Origin of the sequence: Pedobacter suwonensis, assembly GCF_044762335.1 — a bacterium.
In the GTDB taxonomy this organism is placed as follows: Bacteria; Bacteroidota; Bacteroidia; order Sphingobacteriales; family Sphingobacteriaceae; genus Pedobacter.
Window position 1 is genome coordinate 140,563 of record NZ_JBIWEB010000004.1, and the last position, 16,795, is coordinate 157,357.

Below are 16,795 nucleotides of genomic sequence, written 5' to 3' on the forward strand. Positions count from 1 at the left end.
ATCTCACATCTCAAATCTATATGTAATGAAACAAGTTGAAGATTCAGAAATTCTTGCCATGTTTGCCGTTGAGCAAACGCGTAATGAAGCTTTTAACCTGTTACTAAAAAAATATCAGCAAAAAATATATTGGCACATCCGCAGGCTGGTTTTAAACCATGATGACTGTGATGATCTTTTGCAGGAGGTATTTGTTAAAGTCTGGAAGAATCTTGATAAATTTAGAAATGATTCCCAGCTTTATACCTGGATTTACCGCATTGCCACTAACGAATCCATCACTTTCCTTAACAAACAAAAGCAGCGAAACAATACACCTTTGGATGAGGTATCGTCCGAACTTGCCGATAATTTGGTAGCAACATCTTATTTTAACGGCGACAAACTCCAGCTCAAACTACAAAAAGCAATCCTCACCTTACCGGAAAAACAGCGCATTATCTTCAATATGAAATATTTTGATGATATGAAATATGAAGAGATTTCGGAAGTATTAGGAACCTCTGTAGGGGCGTTAAAAGCTTCATTTCACATTGCTGCAAAAAAAATTGAAGCTTTTATTACAAATGATGAAATAGACTATTAAACCTTTTCATGATAATTGAATCATATATCTGTGATGAACGAAAATATAGAAAATAACGATTGGATGAATGAAGCTCCTGCACTTGCTGCTCTGGAGAAGCGTAATCCTTTCTCCGTTCCTGATGGATATTTCGAAAATTTTGAAGATGGCGTTTTTTCTGCCATATTTTTAGATGGATTAAAGCAGAAAACAAGTAACAACGATTTTGAAATTCCGCAGCTGTATTTTGAAGATTTAGCGGAACGCATACAAATCCAAATTACCCTTTCTGAAATACCTGTTGCAGGAAAGGCTTTCACCGTACCTGACAATTATTTCAACACACTGCAAAGCAGAATTACTGACAGAGTTGCTACATTAGAACCTAAAAAGGAAGCCAAAGTTATTCCTTTATGGAGAAGAAACATGGTTAAATATGTGAGTGCAGCCTGTTTCCTGTTAATGGCCTCTTTTGGTATTTATTTTTATCAGAATAACTCAACATCTGCCAGTTTGCAATTACCCGCAGCAGAAGCAATGGCAAACGAACAGTTATTATATGATATAGACGAAAGTACGATCATTGACCATTTAGAAACGCAAAACACAACCTCATCTAATATAAAAACAAATTCTGCGTCAGATACAGAAATGGAAAACTACATTCTGAGCAATTTCTCATCATCGGATTTAGCCCAGGAATTAAACAATTAATACAGAAATGAAGAATTTACTTTTTGTTGCTTTAATGTTTTTGTTGCCCACTACCTTACTGGCACAAAGACCAAGGGGAGAAGAAATAGAATCGCTTAAAATAGCTTTTTTTACTCAAAAGCTGGATTTATCACCAGAGGAAGCCAAGGTTTTTTGGCCGATTTATAATGATATGCAGGCAGAGCTTAATACTTTGCACAAAGAACGCATGCAGAAAATGATCTCTTTCAGAAAGGTGGATGAAATTGATAACTTAACAGATGCGCAGGTACAGAATTTAATTACCAGTGAATTTGATTTCAGACAAAGAGAACTGAATCTAAATAAAAAATATTACAACAAATTCAAGTCTTCTTTGCCTATAAAAGTGGTAGGTAAGTTCTACAGGGCGCAGGAAGGTTTTAAGCGTGAGTTGCTTAATAGATACAGGGGCGGGCAAAAGCCTTAACAAAAAAACTTACAGCAATGTAGGTCTTTTTTGTTTTAAAGCACTCTTTCATTTCCGTAATTTTGTACCATGCTTACCCAACGTCAGTTGTTTTTACAACACAATGCACAAACCTCTCCGGAACCCCTGATGCTCGAATTCGTAAAGGCAAAAGGCATCTACATTTACGATACGCAGGATAAAAAACACATTGATCTTATTGCCGGCATCGGCGTAAGCAATGTTGGCCATTGCCACCCTGCTGTAGTGAAAGCCATTCAGGACCAGGCAGCAACCTATATGCACCTGATGGTTTATGGTGAATATATTCAAACACCCCAGGTTAATTTTGCAAAGGCACTTGCCGAAATCTTACCCGAAAGTTTAAGTTGCACCTATTTTTTAAACTCTGGAACAGAAGCTGTAGAAGGTGCCATGAAACTGGCTAAACGTTATACCGGACGCAAAGGTTTTATTGCCTGTAAAAATGCTTATCATGGCAGTACCCAAGGCGCGGAAAGTTTAATGGAAAGTGATTTTTATTCTGCTGGATACGGTCCTTTCCTACCGCACGTAAGTTTTATTGAACATAATAATCTTACTGACCTTGAAAAAATCACTTCAGATATTGCTGCTGTTTTTATTGAGCCTATACAAGGTGAAGCTGGAATACGTGTGGCCGATTTAAGTTACATGCGGGCTTTGCGGGCAAAATGTACAGAAACAGGCACCTTGTTGATTTTTGACGAAATACAGTCAGGTTTTGGCCGCAGTGGCAAAATGTTTGCCTTTGAACATTATCAGATTGTACCAGACGTGCTGTTACTGGCAAAAGGAATTGGTGGCGGGATGCCAATTGGCGCTTTTATCAGCTCATTAGAGATTATGTCGGTATTATCCCATACGCCAATCTTGGGCCACATGACTACCTTTGGAGGTCATCCGGTTTGCTGTGCTGCAGGCTTAGCGACTTTACGCACCCTGGTTGATGATCATATTGTTGAGGAAGTAGAAGAAAAAGGCCAGTTATTTAAACAGCTTCTAAAACATCCGGCTATTAAAGAAATCAGGGGCAAAGGTTTGATGCTCGCTGTTGAGTTTGAGAATTTCGAACTTAATAAAAAAATTATCGATGCCTGTATTTTAGACGGCGTATTGTCAGACTGGTTTTTACATTGCAGCAATTCTATGCGGATAGCCCCGCCACTAATTATTACCAAAGAAGAAATTAAAGATGCTTGCGAGACCATCTTAAAAAACATTAACTTAGTTGCAGGGTAAACGCATAGCGCTGAGTGCAAAGCGCATGGCGGTAAAAAATAAAACAAAGTTAGCTGAAATGAATGTATTAATCGTTGAAGATGAAAAAAGCCTCGCGCTTGAAATGGATGAATTCCTGAGCAAAGAAGGATTTATTGTAGAGCATGCCTGGAAAAAATCTTCTGCTGAAGAAAAGATTTTTGTAAATAATTATGATTTCATTTTATTAGACCTGGGCTTGCCGGATGGCGATGGTTTTGAGATTTTAAAACAGCTGAAAGCGACGAAAGACCGCGACGATGCCGTAATTATTTTAACAGCTCGTAGTGCCGTTGATGACCGGATTAAAGGCCTTGATGAGGGTGCAGACGATTATCTGCCAAAGCCATTTTCACTAAATGAACTTTTAGCACGTATACATGCCATTACGCGTAGAAAACATAAATTAGAAAAAAACGAGGTAAACATCCACAACTTTTTGCTCAATATTCAGAACAGAACGGTTTCTTATGGCGATGAAAGATTAAACCTCACCAAAAAAGAGTTCGAAATATTTAACTATTTGGTGTTGAACAAAAATCGCGTAGTATCGAGAATGAGTTTAACGGAACATGTTTGGGGCGATATTTTAGAGGTCAACTCTGACTCAAACTTTGTGGATGTACATGTTAAAAACTTACGAAAAAAACTCGCTGGGGTTACGCCAATAGATTGGTTTGAAACGGTAAGAAGTATAGGTTATCGAATCAATTGCTAGTGAGTTTTAGGGTTGGGTGTATGGCGCAGGGCGTCAGTTAACCAATTAGCCAGTTCACCCAACCAAAATGACACCTCATCCATCTTACATAAACCATCATCCATCTAAATGAAGCTACAGGTTAAGTTTTCTTTATATAATGCCGTAACCAAGGTTGCCATCATTCTGGTATTGGGTGCTATCATTTTATTTTCATTAGATAGACTGGCTTACAACCAGCTTGATAACCGTTTGATTAAAAAAAAGAACAAAATCATCAAACACCTGAATGATAATGAAATCGACAGCCTTTTAAATAAAGAACAATCATTTACTGATTATAATATTTTGAAGGAAGAATTTATTGTATTAACAGTTCTTCCCGACAATCAAAAGGATTCAACTGCAAAGGTATTTACGGAAAAAAGAGAGATTGAAGGTGATATTGAAGTATACCGCATTTTAAATTATAAATTCTCTTATCACAAAAACTGGTATAACCTGGAGATTGGTGAAACCATGACAGCACTTCAGTCTATCAAAAATTCGATCCGTTTTTATATGCTGATAGTACTTGTGGCTGCATTGCTGATTACATTGATAGCCGATTACACTTTTTCTAACTTTTTACTCAAACCGTTTTATCGGATTATTGATAAAAAGATTAACCTGGTTGATGATCCCAGCCATTATAATTACCAGAACATCCCAACCAGCACCAGCGATTTTAAAATCCTTGACAACAGCATAAACTCTTTAATGCGAAAAATAAATACACTTTTCGCCTTAGAAAAGCAGTTTATTGCCAATGTTTCGCATGAGTTGCTCACCCCTATTTCGATTTTAAGTACACGATTTGAAAATATGCTTAATACACCGGATATTCCAGTTGAGCATGAAAATAAAATATACGCCTCATTAAAAACCCTGAACCGCTTAAAGCTGATTATCAACAGTCTGCTACTCATTTCAAAAGTTGAAAACAATCAGTACCTAAAAACGGAAGAAATCAGCCTTAAACAAGAAATTGATGATATACATGAGGATCTGGAAGATCGGATAGCGGATAAAAACATTAGTTACAGTGCCCGCCTTTCAAAAGATTTTCATTTTACAGGAAACAAGGCACTGATACATACGCTTTTAATCAACATCATCAACAATGCCATTAAATACAACGTTGATAATGGAACGATTACCATAACTGATAAAACCGAAAGTGACAGATATATCCTCACCATCAGCGATACCGGAACAGGTATGAGCAAAGAACTGGTAGAAAATGCTTTTGATCGTTTTAAAAGAGGAAATTCAGAAGAAAATGGATTTGGCCTGGGCCTGGCCATTGTACAAAGTATTGCCCGGTTCCATAAAATAGATGTTGATATCAAATCCGAAGAACAAAAAGGTACCAGCATTTCCCTATCCTTTTCAATATAAGACTTTATTCATCAACTTATTAAACCAAATAAAATACGTTTGTGTTGCCTGGCTTAAAAACCAGCGGTACCCTGCAAACGGTATAAAATTTTGGCAGGGGCTTTGCTTAATGTTAATTCATTTTTAATAAGTAAAACGTATTGTAATGAAAAACATTATCCCCATACTAGGAGCCGCCACCTTATTGATGGCATCATGCCAGGGCGGAACAGCTAAAAAAACACAGGCCAAAATAGATTCCACTATTGTAGCCAATGCAGCCGTGACAACTGATTCGGTTCAGTGTTACCAATATATTAAAAACCGTGATACCGCTACCCTATCGTTAAAAACAGTGGATAATAAATTAACAGGTACGCTAGGCTATAATTTATACGAAAAAGATAAAAATGCGGGTACGATAGCCGGTATTATCAAAGGCGATACCATCATTGCAAATTACACCTTTCAATCTGAAGGCAAAACATCGGTAAGAGAAGTAGCCTTTTTGAAAAAGGGTAATCAGCTAACAGAGGGATTTGGTGATGTACAGGAAGTAAATGGAGAAGGCAAGTTTAAAGATCTGAGCAAACTAAAGTTTGATGGATCAATGACTTTCGAAAAAATTGATTGTAAATAAGACTTCGTCATCTTCATTCAAAAGTTGTCATTTCGACCGCAGTGGAGAAATCTGTTGTCTGGTACCATAGATTCTCGACTGCGCGGCAATCCGCCCGAAACGAGGGTAACTCCAAGGAAATTATTAAATAAATATCCCGGGAAGTAATGAATTACTTATCCCGGCATTGAACTAAAAATCCTCAAATCTTTCCCAAAATCCGTCAATAGGTAATTTGGCAAATATGTTTACCGGTTCCTTTTTTACGGGGTGTATAAACTGTAATCTACGGGCATGCAGGCAAATACTTCCTTTTCTGCTTCCGCGTGGATAACCATATTTGTTATCACCCATAATTGGACAACCCATTGAGGAGAGCTGAACCCTAATCTGGTGTGAGCGGCCTGTTAAAGGATCAACTTCCAAAAGATAATAATCGCCTACTTTAGCTTTTACTTTATATGAAAGCTCGGCACGTTGACTGCCCGTAACTTCTGTGTTATAATAAGAAACCACGTTTTTTTGTGGATTTTTAACCAGCCAGTGTACCAATGTAGCCGATTCTTTCTCCGGTTTATTCTTCACCACAGCCCAATACGTTTTCTTTACCTCCCTGTTTTTGAATACGGCATTCATACGTTCTAAAGCCTTACTCGTTTTAGCAAATAAAATTACGCCGCTTACTGGTCGGTCTAAACGGTGTACTACCCCTAAAAAAGCACCATTTGGTTTATTGTATTTTTTAGCGATATACTTTTTTACCTGCTCGTCTAATGGCTCGTCGCCAGTTTCATCAACCTGCACAATATCACCTGCTCTTTTATTAATAGCGATTAAATGATTATCTTCAAAAAGGATGTCGTTATCAGTAATGGGCATCGGTTAGTTCATTGGTTCATCCGTCATTAGTTCATTTGATAATACAAATCGTGTAATGCGAAAGTGTATTGGTTAATCGGTTAGCTGCTTAATTATTAAAGGTTGGACGGTTATCTGCGCCTTAAGAAACGCCAAACTCAAAACGCCCTACTCCCAACTTAATACTGTTCTTTTTCGTTCGGGAAATCATTTCCTTTTACATCGCGGATATAAGACTGCGCTGCACCTAAAATTTCATCGTAAAGGTTAATATATTGGCGTAAAAAACGTGGTTTAAATCCTTTGGTTAAACCAATCATATCATTTACCACCAAAACCTGTCCGTCGCAGTCTGGTCCGGCACCAATACCAATAGTTGGAATATGTAGACTTTCTGTAACTTCTTTACCTAGTGCAGCAGGAATTTTTTCCAATACAATGGCAAAACACCCCGCAGCCTGCAAAGCCAAAACATCGGTTTTCAACTTATTAGCCTCTTCTTCTTCCTTTGCACGAACGGTGTAAGTTCCAAATTTATAAATAGACTGGGGAGTTAAACCCAGGTGCCCCATGACAGGAATTCCTGCCGTAATAATTCGTTGAACAGACTCGATAATTTCTTCTCCGCCTTCCAGTTTAACACCATGAGCACCTGATTCTTTCATAATCCTGATCGCTGAATTCAAAGCTTCCTTTGAATTTCCCTGATAAGAGCCAAAAGGTAAATCAACCACAACAAACGCTCGTTTAACGGCTCTGATTACAGATGCAGCGTGGTAAATCATTTGATCTAACGTGATGGGCAAAGTTGTTTCATGACCGGCCATTACATTTGACGCAGAATCGCCAACCAATAAAACGTCCAATCCTGCATCATCCAAAATGGTTGCCATCGAATAATCGTAAGCCGTAAGCATTGATATTTTTTCACCACGCTCTTTCATTTCCTGTAAAATATGCGTGGTAACTCGTTTGATTTCTTTATGTACCGACATGGGATTTGTTTTGTGTTGCCAAAAGTATTGTTTTTTCTTTAAAAAGGTATAAGGTTTAAGGCTGAAGGTTTAGGGCCAATCAACCTTATACCTTACACCTCCAAACCTTATTTCACTTTTCTCTTTACATTACAAATCTTAACCACTATCTTTGTACCCCGAAATGGACGGGATATCTTCATCTTTTTTTGTACCCTGCAAATACGGTTTTAATGCCGAAAGCCATTCTTTTTTCAACTCTTTTTTAAATCAAAATCCATATTGTAATTACCATGACTAACTACACCAAGTTACCTGCGATTTTATTACTGGCCGATGGCACGGTTTTTTACGGCAAAGCGGCCGGCAAAATTGGAACTACTACCGGCGAAATTTGTTTTAATACCGGGATGACAGGTTACCAGGAAATTTTCACCGATCCAAGTTACTTTGGACAGATAATGGTTACCACAAATGCACATATTGGTAATTATGGTATCCACAAAGATGAAATCGAATCGGGATCGATCAAAATTGCTGGTTTGGTTTGCAAAAATTACAATATCATTTACAGCCGTAAAGAAGCTACCGAATCTATTCAGGATTATTTCCAGAACGATAACCTGGTTGCTATTGCAGATATCGATACACGGGCATTAGTGCGCCATATTAGAGATAAAGGTGCCATGAATGCGATTATTTCTTCAGAGATCACTGATTTAGAAGAATTAAAACAAAAATTAGCTGAAGTACCTTCAATGGAAGGTTTAGAGCTTTCTTCTAAAGTAAGCACCAGCGAACCATACTTTTATGGCAATCCTGAGGCGAGCTTGAAAGTAGCAGCACTTGATTTAGGCATCAAGAAAAACATTTTGCGCAGCTTTGAAAACCGCGACATCTATGTTCAGGTTTTTCCGGCTAAAACCACTTTTGCCGAAATGGAAAAATTTAGCCCTGATGGTTACTTTATTTCAAACGGCCCCGGCGATCCTTCGGTAATGCCTTATGCAGTGGAAACGATCAAAGAAATTCTAGCAGTTGACAAGCCATTATTCGGAATCTGTTTAGGCCACCAACTATTGGCCGAAGCTAACGGTATCGGCACCATGAAAATGTTTAATGGTCACCGTGGCTTAAACCACCCGGTTAAAAACATCATCAAAAACCACTGCGAGGTTACCTCACAAAACCATGGTTTTGGTGTAATACCTGATGAAGTTAGAAACTCTGACAAGGTAGAAATTACACATATTAACTTAAACGATAAATCAATTGAGGGCATCCGTGTTAAAGGCAAAAAAGCATTCTCAGTTCAATATCACCCAGAATCTTCTCCAGGTCCACACGATTCACGTTACTTATTCGATGATTTTGTTGAAGTAATGAAAGGTGAATTAGCCTGGTAAAAAATTAGTTTTTAATTAAAGCATCAAAACACTGCTCATTTCTATTGGCAGTGTTTTTTTATTTAAATTAGAATTCTCTAGGCACTCAATTTGGAAAAAAGATACCGGGTTATCAAAATCCCAGGAAACAAAGGTTGCAATATGAGTGCATTTATAGAAAATCATATGCTATGCCCAGCAATAGAATCCAAACCGGTGATACATTCATTTTTTCAAAAAATAATATTGTTTTTGATGAAGCTTTTAATTAACCAAAAACAACTATAAAACAGATTTGATAAATTAAAACATTATCATTGTAACCCTAAAAATATTAAGTGATGGTTTTACCTACCTTAAACATCATTTTACCGACATTTTCATCAATGTATTCAAAAATTCATTCCCTATTCATTTAAAGCTCCTTACATTCGCAATATGGAAACAAAAAAAGCCATTATCAGTGTTAAAGACCTGGTAAAAAAATATGATGATTTTGTAGCCGTTCAAGGGCTTAGTTTTGAGGTGTACGAGCATGAAATTTTCGGACTGCTTGGTCCTAATGGTGCCGGAAAAACCACAACTCTCGAAATTATCGAAACATTGAGAGACAAAACATCTGGTGAAATTATTGTTGATGGTTTTTCTGTTGACAAACATCCACAGGATATCAAACAGATCATTGGTGTACAACTACAGGCAGCCGGTTATTATCCAAATCTAAATCTGATCGAACTCGTTGAACTTTTTGCCGGTTTATACGGTGCCAATATTAAACCCATGGAGATGTTGGAAAAAGTAAATCTTCAGGATAAGGCAAAAGCCAAATACAAAGCACTTTCAGGTGGGCAAAAACAACGCTTCTCAATAGCTACGACCCTAATCAACCAACCAAAAATTATTTTTCTGGATGAGCCCACAACGGGTTTAGATCCACAGGCACGCAGGAATCTTTGGGACCTGATTACAGAAATCCGGAATGCAGGTACAACGGTTGTTATTACCACACACTACATGGATGAGGCTGAACAGCTTTGCGACCGCGTTGCCTTTGTGGAACGCGGACAGATTATTGCGCTGGACACGCCTGATAACTTGATAGATAATTTAGTAAATAGTGGTTTTGAACGTAAAAAAGAGGTTAAAAAGGCTAACCTGGAAGATGTATTTATTCATCTTACAGGTCAGGAATGGCGTGAATAGCCCCCTTTTCCCAAAAAGGGAAGCTTGAAACCTAATGTGCTTCATAAATTTTTTAAATAAAATCCAGCGAAACCAATATGCAAACAGATATACACAAAAAAAAATCAAACTCTCCTTCAGGGGCTGGGAGTTACAATAATCTTAAAGCAACTCTCGCCCTTGCCAAAGCAAGTTTCCGTTCTATTATGCGGAGTCCCTCGGCAGTGGTTTTCACCCTTGCTTTCCCCCTGATATTTATCCTCGTTTTTGGCTTTTTGGGTGGCGGCGGAACCCGTATCGATGTTGGAGTAACGCCAGGTTCGGATGTAAACAACCCGGTAATGGGTATGCTGGAAAAAACAGGCATGATCCGTTTGGTAAAAGATAAATCAAAAACCGAGTTTGATAAGTTACTGGAAAAGGGCAATGTTGATGCCATGATTGATGTACACAGAAAAGTAAATTCTGCCGCCTATTCGGTTAATGTGGTTTATACTTCAGCATCGAGAGATAAAGGTGGAATTTTAAAATCAGTTTTAAACAACATCTTTTACGACAAGACATTAAAGCCCACCGTTGCAGAAATTAAAGAAAGCACCATTACGGGCCGTGAATATAAAACGATTGACTTTATCCTTCCCGGCCAATTGGGCTTTTCGCTATTAAGCACGGGCGTTTTCGGAACGGCATTCGTATTTTTAAGTCTGCGCCAAACCTTAGTAATCAAACGCTTTTTTGCTACTCCTGTGAGGCGATCAAGCATTGTTATCGGCGAAGGCATTGCGCGTATCGGCTTTGCCTTGATCGGCGCCTTATTTATCATTTTAATTGGCCATTTCTTTTTTGGCTTCACACTTGTCCACGGAGCGCTTACGGTCGTCAACATGCTTATACTGGCCACCCTTGGGGTCATCGTTTTTATGGGCTTTGGTTTTATTATTTCAGGCATCGCCAAAAGCGAAAGCATGGTACCTCCAATATCAAATATCATTACCTTGCCACAGTTTTTACTATCGGGTACATTCTTTTCTATCGAGGCTTTCCCGGGTTGGCTACAGCCAATCAGCAGGGCGTTACCACTTACCTATTTAAATGACGCCATGCGCAAAGTAGCCTTCGAAGGTTTAGGATTATGGGATGTTAAGTTTCAGATTATGATTCTATTGCTCTGGGGAATTGGCATTTACGCCGTCGCGGTAAAAGTATTTAAATGGGAATAAGACAGCCTGAAAGCATTTTGAAATGATAACACACCGTTATCATTTTTTTTGAAGAAAAAATTTTAATATCGGATAATTTAATTTTTTATATCATCCGATATTATTACCTTTGGGTATGTGGGATTTTGATTTAAGCGATTTAGAAGAGCTATTACCGCAAATAGAAAGGTTATATGAGAAAAAGGCCAGGTTAGAAACTTCAAGGCCTTTGCCTAATAGCGCCCTGCACCGCATTAAAGAAGACCTCACCCTCGAGTGGACGTATAACTCCAATAGCATAGAGGGAAATACTTTAAGTCTGAAAGAAACCCAGATGGTTTTACAGGAGGGTATAACGGTTAAAGGCAAATCGTTACGAGAACATTTCGAAGCTTATAACCACGAAAAAGCTATCGATTACCTGTACACTTTGGTTAATAAAGATTATACCCTCAGAAGCATTGACATTTTATCGCTTCATGGCCTGGTACTTAGAAGTATTGAAGATGATTATGCGGGCCGTTTAAGAAATGGCGGTGTGCGCATTGTAGGTGCAAATTTTACGCCACCCAGTGCCAATAAGGTTTCCGATTTGTTAGATCAATTAATCACCTTCATAAACGATAACCCACTAGGTTTAAGTGATATCATATTAGCCAGTATTTTTCATCATAAACTCGTTTGGATACATCCTTTTTTTGATGGAAATGGGCGTACCGTTAGGCTTGCCATGAATTTATTACTTATGCGAAGAGGCTTCCCCCCTGCTATCATCCTCAAAAACGATAGAAAGAAATACTACGAAGCGCTTAACCAGGCAAATAAGGGCAATTACTATAAACTTTGTTTATTGATGTTGCAAGCCCTGGAACGCTCATTAAATATCTATATAAATGCATTACCAGGAAACCATTATGGTGATTATGAACCCATCTCCAATATCGTTTCAGAACCTGATGTTCCTTATGGCCAGGAGTATGTGAGCCTACTGGCCAGGCAAGGAAAAATAGATGCTTATAAAGAGGGTAGAGATTGGCTAACCACCAAAGCTGCTGTACAAAGCTATATCAAAACGAGAAAAAGAAAATGTTAACCTTTTTTAACTTTTAAGTAGATGATATTGGCGTAATTTTAACCAAAAATAGTTAATGAAAAGTCTGTTCATCTTTTGTGGTATTTTGCTCCTTTTCAGTAGTTCACAAGCTCAATTTAAGTTTCTGGCAAACAACAGTTCTGACCAATACAAGGCCAAAATTTTTGTTGAGAAATGCGAAGGAAATGCCTGTAGCGGAAAAGCCACAATTATTATTTATGAAAAAGTTACAGACAGGGAAACAGATATTTTTCACTCTGGAGACCTGGACTTCGGCTTAACAGCAACTCAAAATGCCAAACTTGGATGGCTGGAACTTGGCAAATACCAAACGCCTTTAATTTTCGGCGATTTTAATTTTGACGGTCTTGAAGATCTTGCCATCAGAAACGGCAGTAATGGCGCTTATGGCAGCCCCTCATACGACGTTTATTTATCATCAAAAGAAAATAAATTTTTAAAAAGCGAGGAACTGACCAAACTGGCCAGCGAAAACCTTGGCATGTTTGATTTTGACAAAAAAACAAAGCAAATTGCTACCCATCAAAAAGATGGTTGTTGCTTTGATAAAACCATAAACTATAAATTTAACGCTAAGAACCTACTTTACGAAGACTCGTCAGTTATTGAAGACTCCAGCATTGCCGATATTGTGACGGTAATTACTCAAAAAAATATTGATGGAAAAGTAAAAAGAACGGTGCAAAAATTTAAGATGAAAGATTATTATAATCAATAAGTTAACTTATTTTAAACATCAGTTTAAAATTAATAGCTTACCTTAATAAACAATGCACTAAAAATGTAAAACTAACTGGAGCCATTACCCTGATCCGAGAGCTATAGGATTTATTTCAGGGTCTATTGCAGGAAAGATGCTGAACACGAAGTAGCTACAAGGAAATTGAAAATAATATTTCTTCCTTGTAAAATAAATTCAGCATGACGATCGCTTGTATAACTAAAATAGTTTACAGTGCTGCTTTTACTAAAAATGGCAATATTTCTTTCTGAAAACTCACAAAATTCTTACGCACATCAGAATCGCTAACTGAGGTAAAGGCAAATGAAAATACAATACTTTTACTTGCTTTAAGTAAAAATGCCAGTCCTTCTCTTCTTGCCGGATTGTTTTTAAAGTTATCCAGTTGCAGGTAAGCAGCCAACAATAAAGCCTCTAACTGGTCTGATAGATGTTTCAAAAACTCTTGCGAATTTGCATTTTCACGAACAAAATCCCAGCCGATAAACTCATTACAGGCAGTAAATGACAAACGGCTCGTTTTCATTACCAATGCTTTCAGGTGTTCTTCTTCTGAAGCGTAACTTACTTTATTGTTTAATATCTCATAAAGGTTCTGGTCCAGGTAATCCATCAGAATACTATCTAAAACCTGTTCCTTACTCTCAAAATATTTGTAAATGGTTGCTTTGGCTATACGGGCCTTTTTTGCAATTTCATTTACACTGGTTTTATGGTAACCATATTTTCGAAATAATTCTTTGGCAGCTTTTTTTACTGTTTCTTTTATTTTTTCAGCTTCCATCTTAATTGCTTACGTGTAATAATGTGTTGCCTTGCAAAGAAATATTATAAGCTTTCAGGCTTCTTTCGGCAGGCGCTTTTTGTGGACTGCCATCAAGCAGCGAAAATTTGGCGCCCGAACACGGGTCAGTAGCGGTTACACCACTATCGTCAGGTGTTACTTTGCAAATCTTTTCCGGGTTTACCGTGCTGCATCGATCAAAGGCAACATATCCACCGAGCGGCGTTTTTACAATCAACAATCCACCCACTCCATTGTTTGAAACAACCAAGACATTGTTTACTGCCTTTAAGCTAAATTCCGTTATCGTTACGTTATAGTTTACAGGTACCTCAGGAATAAAACCCTGGTTTTTACCACAACCTGTAACCATAACGAGTACAAACAATATGCTATATAGATATTTCGTCATTAAATTAAAGCAGATTTAAATTGCTTTAAGAAACGTGCATCATTTTCAGAAAATAAACGCAAGTCTTTAATTTCATACTTTAGATTGGCAATACGTTCAATCCCCATTCCAAATGCAAAACCACTATATTTTTTTGAGACGATACCACAGTTTTCCAGCACATTCGGATCTACCATGCCACAGCCTAAAATTTCTACCCAACCACTGTATTTACAAAGCTGGCAACCGGAGCCTTTACAAATGGTACAAGAAATATCCATCTCTGCAGATGGTTCGGTAAAAGGGAAATATGATGGACGGAAACGCACCTTTGTACCTTCTCCATATAATTCCTGCACGAAATAAAACAAAGTCTGCTTTAAATCTGCAAATGAAACATTTTCATCCACATATAAACCTTCTATCTGGTGGAAAAAGCAGTGTGCACGGGCAGAAATGGCTTCGTTTCGGTAAACACGGCCTGGCATAATTGCCCTGAATGGCGGCTGGCCTTGTTCCATCATTCGTACTTGCACCGAAGAAGTATGTGTACGTAAGGCAATATCTCCTTTCTCACCTCCCTTTTTAATAAAGAAAGTATCTTGCATATCTCTTGCAGGATGCTCTTCCGGAAAGTTCAGGGCCGAGAAATTATGCCAATCATCTTCAATTTCGGGCCCTTCTGCTACAGTGAAACCCAGTTTGGCAAAAATCTCAACAATTTCTCTACGCACCAGAGCCAGAGGATGGCGCGAACCGATCTCGAAACCTTCGCCAGGCAAAGTTAGATCCAATTGCATACTTTCACTTTTAGCATCAGTACTTTCGGTTGCTTCTTTTAGTGTAATGTATTTTGATTCGGCTAATTGTTTAAATTCATTTAAAACCTTGCCCAACGATCTTTTTTCTTCAACAGAAACAGATTTGAATTCATCGAAAATCTCCTTAATGATGCCTTTGCTTCCTAAATATTTAATGCGGAACTGCTCTAACTCGTCTGCCTTTTCAGTTACGAAAGCGTTAATTTTCTCGGTATACTGTGCTATTTTGTCCTGTAACATGGCATCAAATATACAGCAAATTATCCAATAATTTTAAGCTTGACCGGTTCAAATAATCTGTTTACAATGCCATTATAAAAGAAAATGAACCCATAAACAACAAAAGCCGCTTACGGCGGCTTTTGTTGTTTGCATAAATTTATGGATTTTAAATTACCCCTAATTCTTTTCCAACTTTAGTAAATGCGGCAATGGCTTTATCTAAATGGTGTTGCTCGTGCCCGGCAGATAATTGTACACGGATTCTGGCTTTTCCCTGAGGCACAACCGGATAAAAGAACCCGATTACATAAATTCCTTCTGCTAACATTTTAGCAGCAAACTGTTGTGCAATTTTAGCATCATACAACATTACCGGAACAATTGGATGGAAACCAGGTTTAATATCAAAACCTGCTTCTGTCATTTTCTCCCGGAAATATTTGGTATTTTTTTCTAATTTATCCCTTAATGATGTGGTTTCGCTCAGCATATCTAATACCGCTATAGATGCTCCTGCAATTGCCGGTGCCAAAGTATTAGAGAACAAATACGGACGTGAACGCTGGCGTAACATATCAATAATCTCTTTCTTGCCTGAAGTAAAACCACCCGATGCACCGCCTAAAGCCTTACCCAATGTACCGGTAATGATATCGATACGGTCCATTACATTAAAATGCTCATGAGTTCCGCGACCGTTCTTACCAATAAAACCAGTACAGTGCGATTCATCGATCATAATCAATGCCTCGTATTTATCAGCCAAATCTGCAATCTTATCCAGTGGTGCTACAGAACCGTCCATAGAGAAAGCGCCATCAGTTACAATAATCCTGTGCCTGCAATCTTTAGCCGCGATTAACTGTTTTTCCAAATCGTCCATATCGGCATTTTTATAACGGAAACGTTGTGCTTTACACAACCTTACCCCATCTATAATTGATGCATGATTTAACTCATCAGAAATAATAGCGTCTTCAGCATTAAACAATGGCTCAAAAACCCCTCCGTTTGCATCAAAGGCAGCAGCATACAAAATAGTGTCCTCAGTGCCTAAAAATTTAGAGATCTTTGCTTCAAGTTCTTTGTGCACATCTTGTGTACCACAGATAAAACGAACTGAAGACATTCCATAGCCATGATCGTCGATTGCTTTCTTAGCTGCTTCTATCACTTTGGGATGAGAAGAAAGGCCTAAATAATTATTAGCACAAAAGTTAACCACTTCAGTACCACCGCTTACTTTAATGTCGGCACCCTGAGGGGTGATGATGATACGTTCGCGTTTAAATAATCCAGCGTTTTCGATTTCTTCAAGTTCCTTTTGGAGAACAGGTTGTAATGTTTTGTACATGGCCTTTTTTTAATGGTTGATTTGGCACC

18 protein-coding genes are annotated in these 16,795 nt (G+C 38.1%); 12 read left to right on the forward strand and 6 right to left on the reverse strand.

All coding sequences use genetic code 11. The features are described from left to right. Nucleotides 1–25 precede the first annotated feature (25 nt). From ACIQXP_RS08365 to ACIQXP_RS08395, 7 genes are all read left to right on the forward strand, one after another. Complete coding sequence (locus tag ACIQXP_RS08365; protein WP_090986117.1) at nucleotides 26–586, forward strand: RNA polymerase sigma factor; 561 nt, start codon at nucleotides 26–28, stop codon at nucleotides 584–586. Between the two features lie 15 nt (nucleotides 587–601). Beyond that, nucleotides 602–1,279: a hypothetical protein gene (locus ACIQXP_RS08370; protein WP_391527761.1), complete on the forward strand. Its 678-nt coding sequence runs from the start codon at nucleotides 602–604 to the stop codon at nucleotides 1,277–1,279. A 7-nt stretch (nucleotides 1,280–1,286) separates the two neighbouring features. Then, nucleotides 1,287–1,727: a hypothetical protein gene (locus ACIQXP_RS08375; protein ID WP_387505199.1), complete on the forward strand. Its 441-nt coding sequence runs from the start codon at nucleotides 1,287–1,289 to the stop codon at nucleotides 1,725–1,727. A 69-nt stretch (nucleotides 1,728–1,796) separates the two neighbouring features. Continuing rightward, a complete protein-coding gene (locus ACIQXP_RS08380) occupies nucleotides 1,797–2,987 on the forward strand; it encodes an aspartate aminotransferase family protein (protein ID WP_387505200.1) in 1,191 nt (396 codons plus the stop codon). 58 nt (nucleotides 2,988–3,045) lie between these two features. Continuing rightward, complete coding sequence (locus tag ACIQXP_RS08385; protein ID WP_293744321.1) at nucleotides 3,046–3,723, forward strand: response regulator transcription factor; 678 nt, start codon at nucleotides 3,046–3,048, stop codon at nucleotides 3,721–3,723. Nucleotides 3,724–3,831: 108 nt separating this feature from the next. Then, nucleotides 3,832–5,142, forward strand: a complete 1,311-nt coding sequence (locus ACIQXP_RS08390; RefSeq protein ID WP_387505201.1) for a sensor histidine kinase — start codon at nucleotides 3,832–3,834, stop codon at nucleotides 5,140–5,142. A gap of 145 nt (nucleotides 5,143–5,287) precedes the next feature. Then, nucleotides 5,288–5,761 (forward strand): hypothetical protein, encoded by a 474-nt coding sequence (locus ACIQXP_RS08395; RefSeq protein ID WP_387505202.1) that lies wholly within the window; start codon nucleotides 5,288–5,290, stop codon nucleotides 5,759–5,761. A 171-nt stretch (nucleotides 5,762–5,932) separates the two neighbouring features. Here the strand turns inward: ACIQXP_RS08395 and ACIQXP_RS08400 are convergent, their stop codons facing one another. Both ACIQXP_RS08400 and panB read right to left on the reverse strand, forming a co-directional pair. Beyond that, nucleotides 5,933–6,619, reverse strand: coding sequence for an RluA family pseudouridine synthase (locus ACIQXP_RS08400; RefSeq protein ID WP_387505203.1), 687 nt, complete (start codon nucleotides 6,617–6,619; stop codon nucleotides 5,933–5,935). 158 nt (nucleotides 6,620–6,777) lie between these two features. Then, on the reverse strand, nucleotides 6,778–7,593 hold the full coding sequence (gene panB / locus ACIQXP_RS08405; RefSeq protein ID WP_090986131.1) for a 3-methyl-2-oxobutanoate hydroxymethyltransferase: 816 nt from the start codon (nucleotides 7,591–7,593) through the stop codon (nucleotides 6,778–6,780). A gap of 272 nt (nucleotides 7,594–7,865) precedes the next feature. On the opposite strand from panB, the gene carA reads away from it, so the two are divergent. The 5 genes from carA to ACIQXP_RS08430 all read left to right on the forward strand — a co-directional run bounded on the left by carA (nucleotide 7,866) and on the right by ACIQXP_RS08430 (nucleotide 13,170). Next, nucleotides 7,866–8,978 (forward strand): glutamine-hydrolyzing carbamoyl-phosphate synthase small subunit, encoded by a 1,113-nt coding sequence (gene carA, locus ACIQXP_RS08410; RefSeq protein ID WP_293744318.1) that lies wholly within the window; start codon nucleotides 7,866–7,868, stop codon nucleotides 8,976–8,978. A gap of 417 nt (nucleotides 8,979–9,395) precedes the next feature. After that, entirely contained in the window at nucleotides 9,396–10,160 is a 765-nt protein-coding gene (locus ACIQXP_RS08415; protein ID WP_293744317.1) for an ABC transporter ATP-binding protein, read from the forward strand. A gap of 77 nt (nucleotides 10,161–10,237) precedes the next feature. Then, nucleotides 10,238–11,359, forward strand: a complete 1,122-nt coding sequence (locus ACIQXP_RS08420; RefSeq protein ID WP_387505204.1) for an ABC transporter permease — start codon at nucleotides 10,238–10,240, stop codon at nucleotides 11,357–11,359. Nucleotides 11,360–11,474: 115 nt separating this feature from the next. Then, complete coding sequence (locus tag ACIQXP_RS08425) at nucleotides 11,475–12,431, forward strand: Fic family protein (protein WP_387505205.1); 957 nt, start codon at nucleotides 11,475–11,477, stop codon at nucleotides 12,429–12,431. Between the two features lie 55 nt (nucleotides 12,432–12,486). Further along, on the forward strand, nucleotides 12,487–13,170 hold the full coding sequence (locus ACIQXP_RS08430; protein ID WP_293744314.1) for an XAC2610-related protein: 684 nt from the start codon (nucleotides 12,487–12,489) through the stop codon (nucleotides 13,168–13,170). A 232-nt stretch (nucleotides 13,171–13,402) separates the two neighbouring features. Here the strand turns inward: ACIQXP_RS08430 and ACIQXP_RS08435 are convergent, their stop codons facing one another. The 4 genes from ACIQXP_RS08435 to kbl all read right to left on the reverse strand — a co-directional run bounded on the left by ACIQXP_RS08435 (nucleotide 13,403) and on the right by kbl (nucleotide 16,766). Next, nucleotides 13,403–13,978: a TetR/AcrR family transcriptional regulator gene (locus ACIQXP_RS08435; protein WP_090501759.1), complete on the reverse strand. Its 576-nt coding sequence runs from the start codon at nucleotides 13,976–13,978 to the stop codon at nucleotides 13,403–13,405. Between the two features lies 1 nt (nucleotide 13,979). Beyond that, on the reverse strand, nucleotides 13,980–14,390 hold the full coding sequence (locus tag ACIQXP_RS08440; protein WP_293744313.1) for a Rieske (2Fe-2S) protein: 411 nt from the start codon (nucleotides 14,388–14,390) through the stop codon (nucleotides 13,980–13,982). Then, entirely contained in the window at nucleotides 14,390–15,430 is a 1,041-nt protein-coding gene (gene pheS / locus ACIQXP_RS08445; protein ID WP_387505206.1) for a phenylalanine--tRNA ligase subunit alpha, read from the reverse strand. The genes ACIQXP_RS08440 and pheS overlap by 1 nt, the downstream gene beginning before the upstream one ends. A gap of 148 nt (nucleotides 15,431–15,578) precedes the next feature. Then, nucleotides 15,579–16,766: a glycine C-acetyltransferase gene (gene kbl / locus ACIQXP_RS08450; protein WP_293744311.1), complete on the reverse strand. Its 1,188-nt coding sequence runs from the start codon at nucleotides 16,764–16,766 to the stop codon at nucleotides 15,579–15,581. Nucleotides 16,767–16,795 lie beyond the last annotated feature (29 nt).

Bases quoted from the DNA above. Each gene is read 5' to 3' on its own strand.
- ACIQXP_RS08375 (WP_387505199.1), top strand. From the start codon at position 1,287: ATGAAGAATTTACTTTTTGTTGCTTTAATGTTTTTGTTGCCCACTACC.
- kbl (WP_293744311.1), bottom strand. From the start codon at position 16,766: ATGTACAAAACATTACAACCTGTTCTCCAAAAGGAACTTGAAGAAATC.
- pheS (WP_387505206.1), bottom strand. From the start codon at position 15,430: ATGTTACAGGACAAAATAGCACAGTATACCGAGAAAATTAACGCTTTC.
- ACIQXP_RS08395 (WP_387505202.1), top strand. From the start codon at position 5,288: ATGAAAAACATTATCCCCATACTAGGAGCCGCCACCTTATTGATGGCA.
- ACIQXP_RS08430 (WP_293744314.1), top strand. From the start codon at position 12,487: ATGAAAAGTCTGTTCATCTTTTGTGGTATTTTGCTCCTTTTCAGTAGT.
- ACIQXP_RS08440 (WP_293744313.1), bottom strand. From the start codon at position 14,390: ATGACGAAATATCTATATAGCATATTGTTTGTACTCGTTATGGTTACA.
- ACIQXP_RS08435 (WP_090501759.1), bottom strand. From the start codon at position 13,978: ATGGAAGCTGAAAAAATAAAAGAAACAGTAAAAAAAGCTGCCAAAGAA.
- carA (WP_293744318.1), top strand. From the start codon at position 7,866: ATGACTAACTACACCAAGTTACCTGCGATTTTATTACTGGCCGATGGC.
- panB (WP_090986131.1), bottom strand. From the start codon at position 7,593: ATGTCGGTACATAAAGAAATCAAACGAGTTACCACGCATATTTTACAG.
- ACIQXP_RS08400 (WP_387505203.1), bottom strand. From the start codon at position 6,619: ATGCCCATTACTGATAACGACATCCTTTTTGAAGATAATCATTTAATC.
- ACIQXP_RS08415 (WP_293744317.1), top strand. From the start codon at position 9,396: ATGGAAACAAAAAAAGCCATTATCAGTGTTAAAGACCTGGTAAAAAAA.
- ACIQXP_RS08390 (WP_387505201.1), top strand. From the start codon at position 3,832: ATGAAGCTACAGGTTAAGTTTTCTTTATATAATGCCGTAACCAAGGTT.
- ACIQXP_RS08425 (WP_387505205.1), top strand. From the start codon at position 11,475: ATGTGGGATTTTGATTTAAGCGATTTAGAAGAGCTATTACCGCAAATA.
- ACIQXP_RS08380 (WP_387505200.1), top strand. From the start codon at position 1,797: ATGCTTACCCAACGTCAGTTGTTTTTACAACACAATGCACAAACCTCT.
- ACIQXP_RS08365 (WP_090986117.1), top strand. From the start codon at position 26: ATGAAACAAGTTGAAGATTCAGAAATTCTTGCCATGTTTGCCGTTGAG.
- ACIQXP_RS08420 (WP_387505204.1), top strand. From the start codon at position 10,238: ATGCAAACAGATATACACAAAAAAAAATCAAACTCTCCTTCAGGGGCT.
- ACIQXP_RS08385 (WP_293744321.1), top strand. From the start codon at position 3,046: ATGAATGTATTAATCGTTGAAGATGAAAAAAGCCTCGCGCTTGAAATG.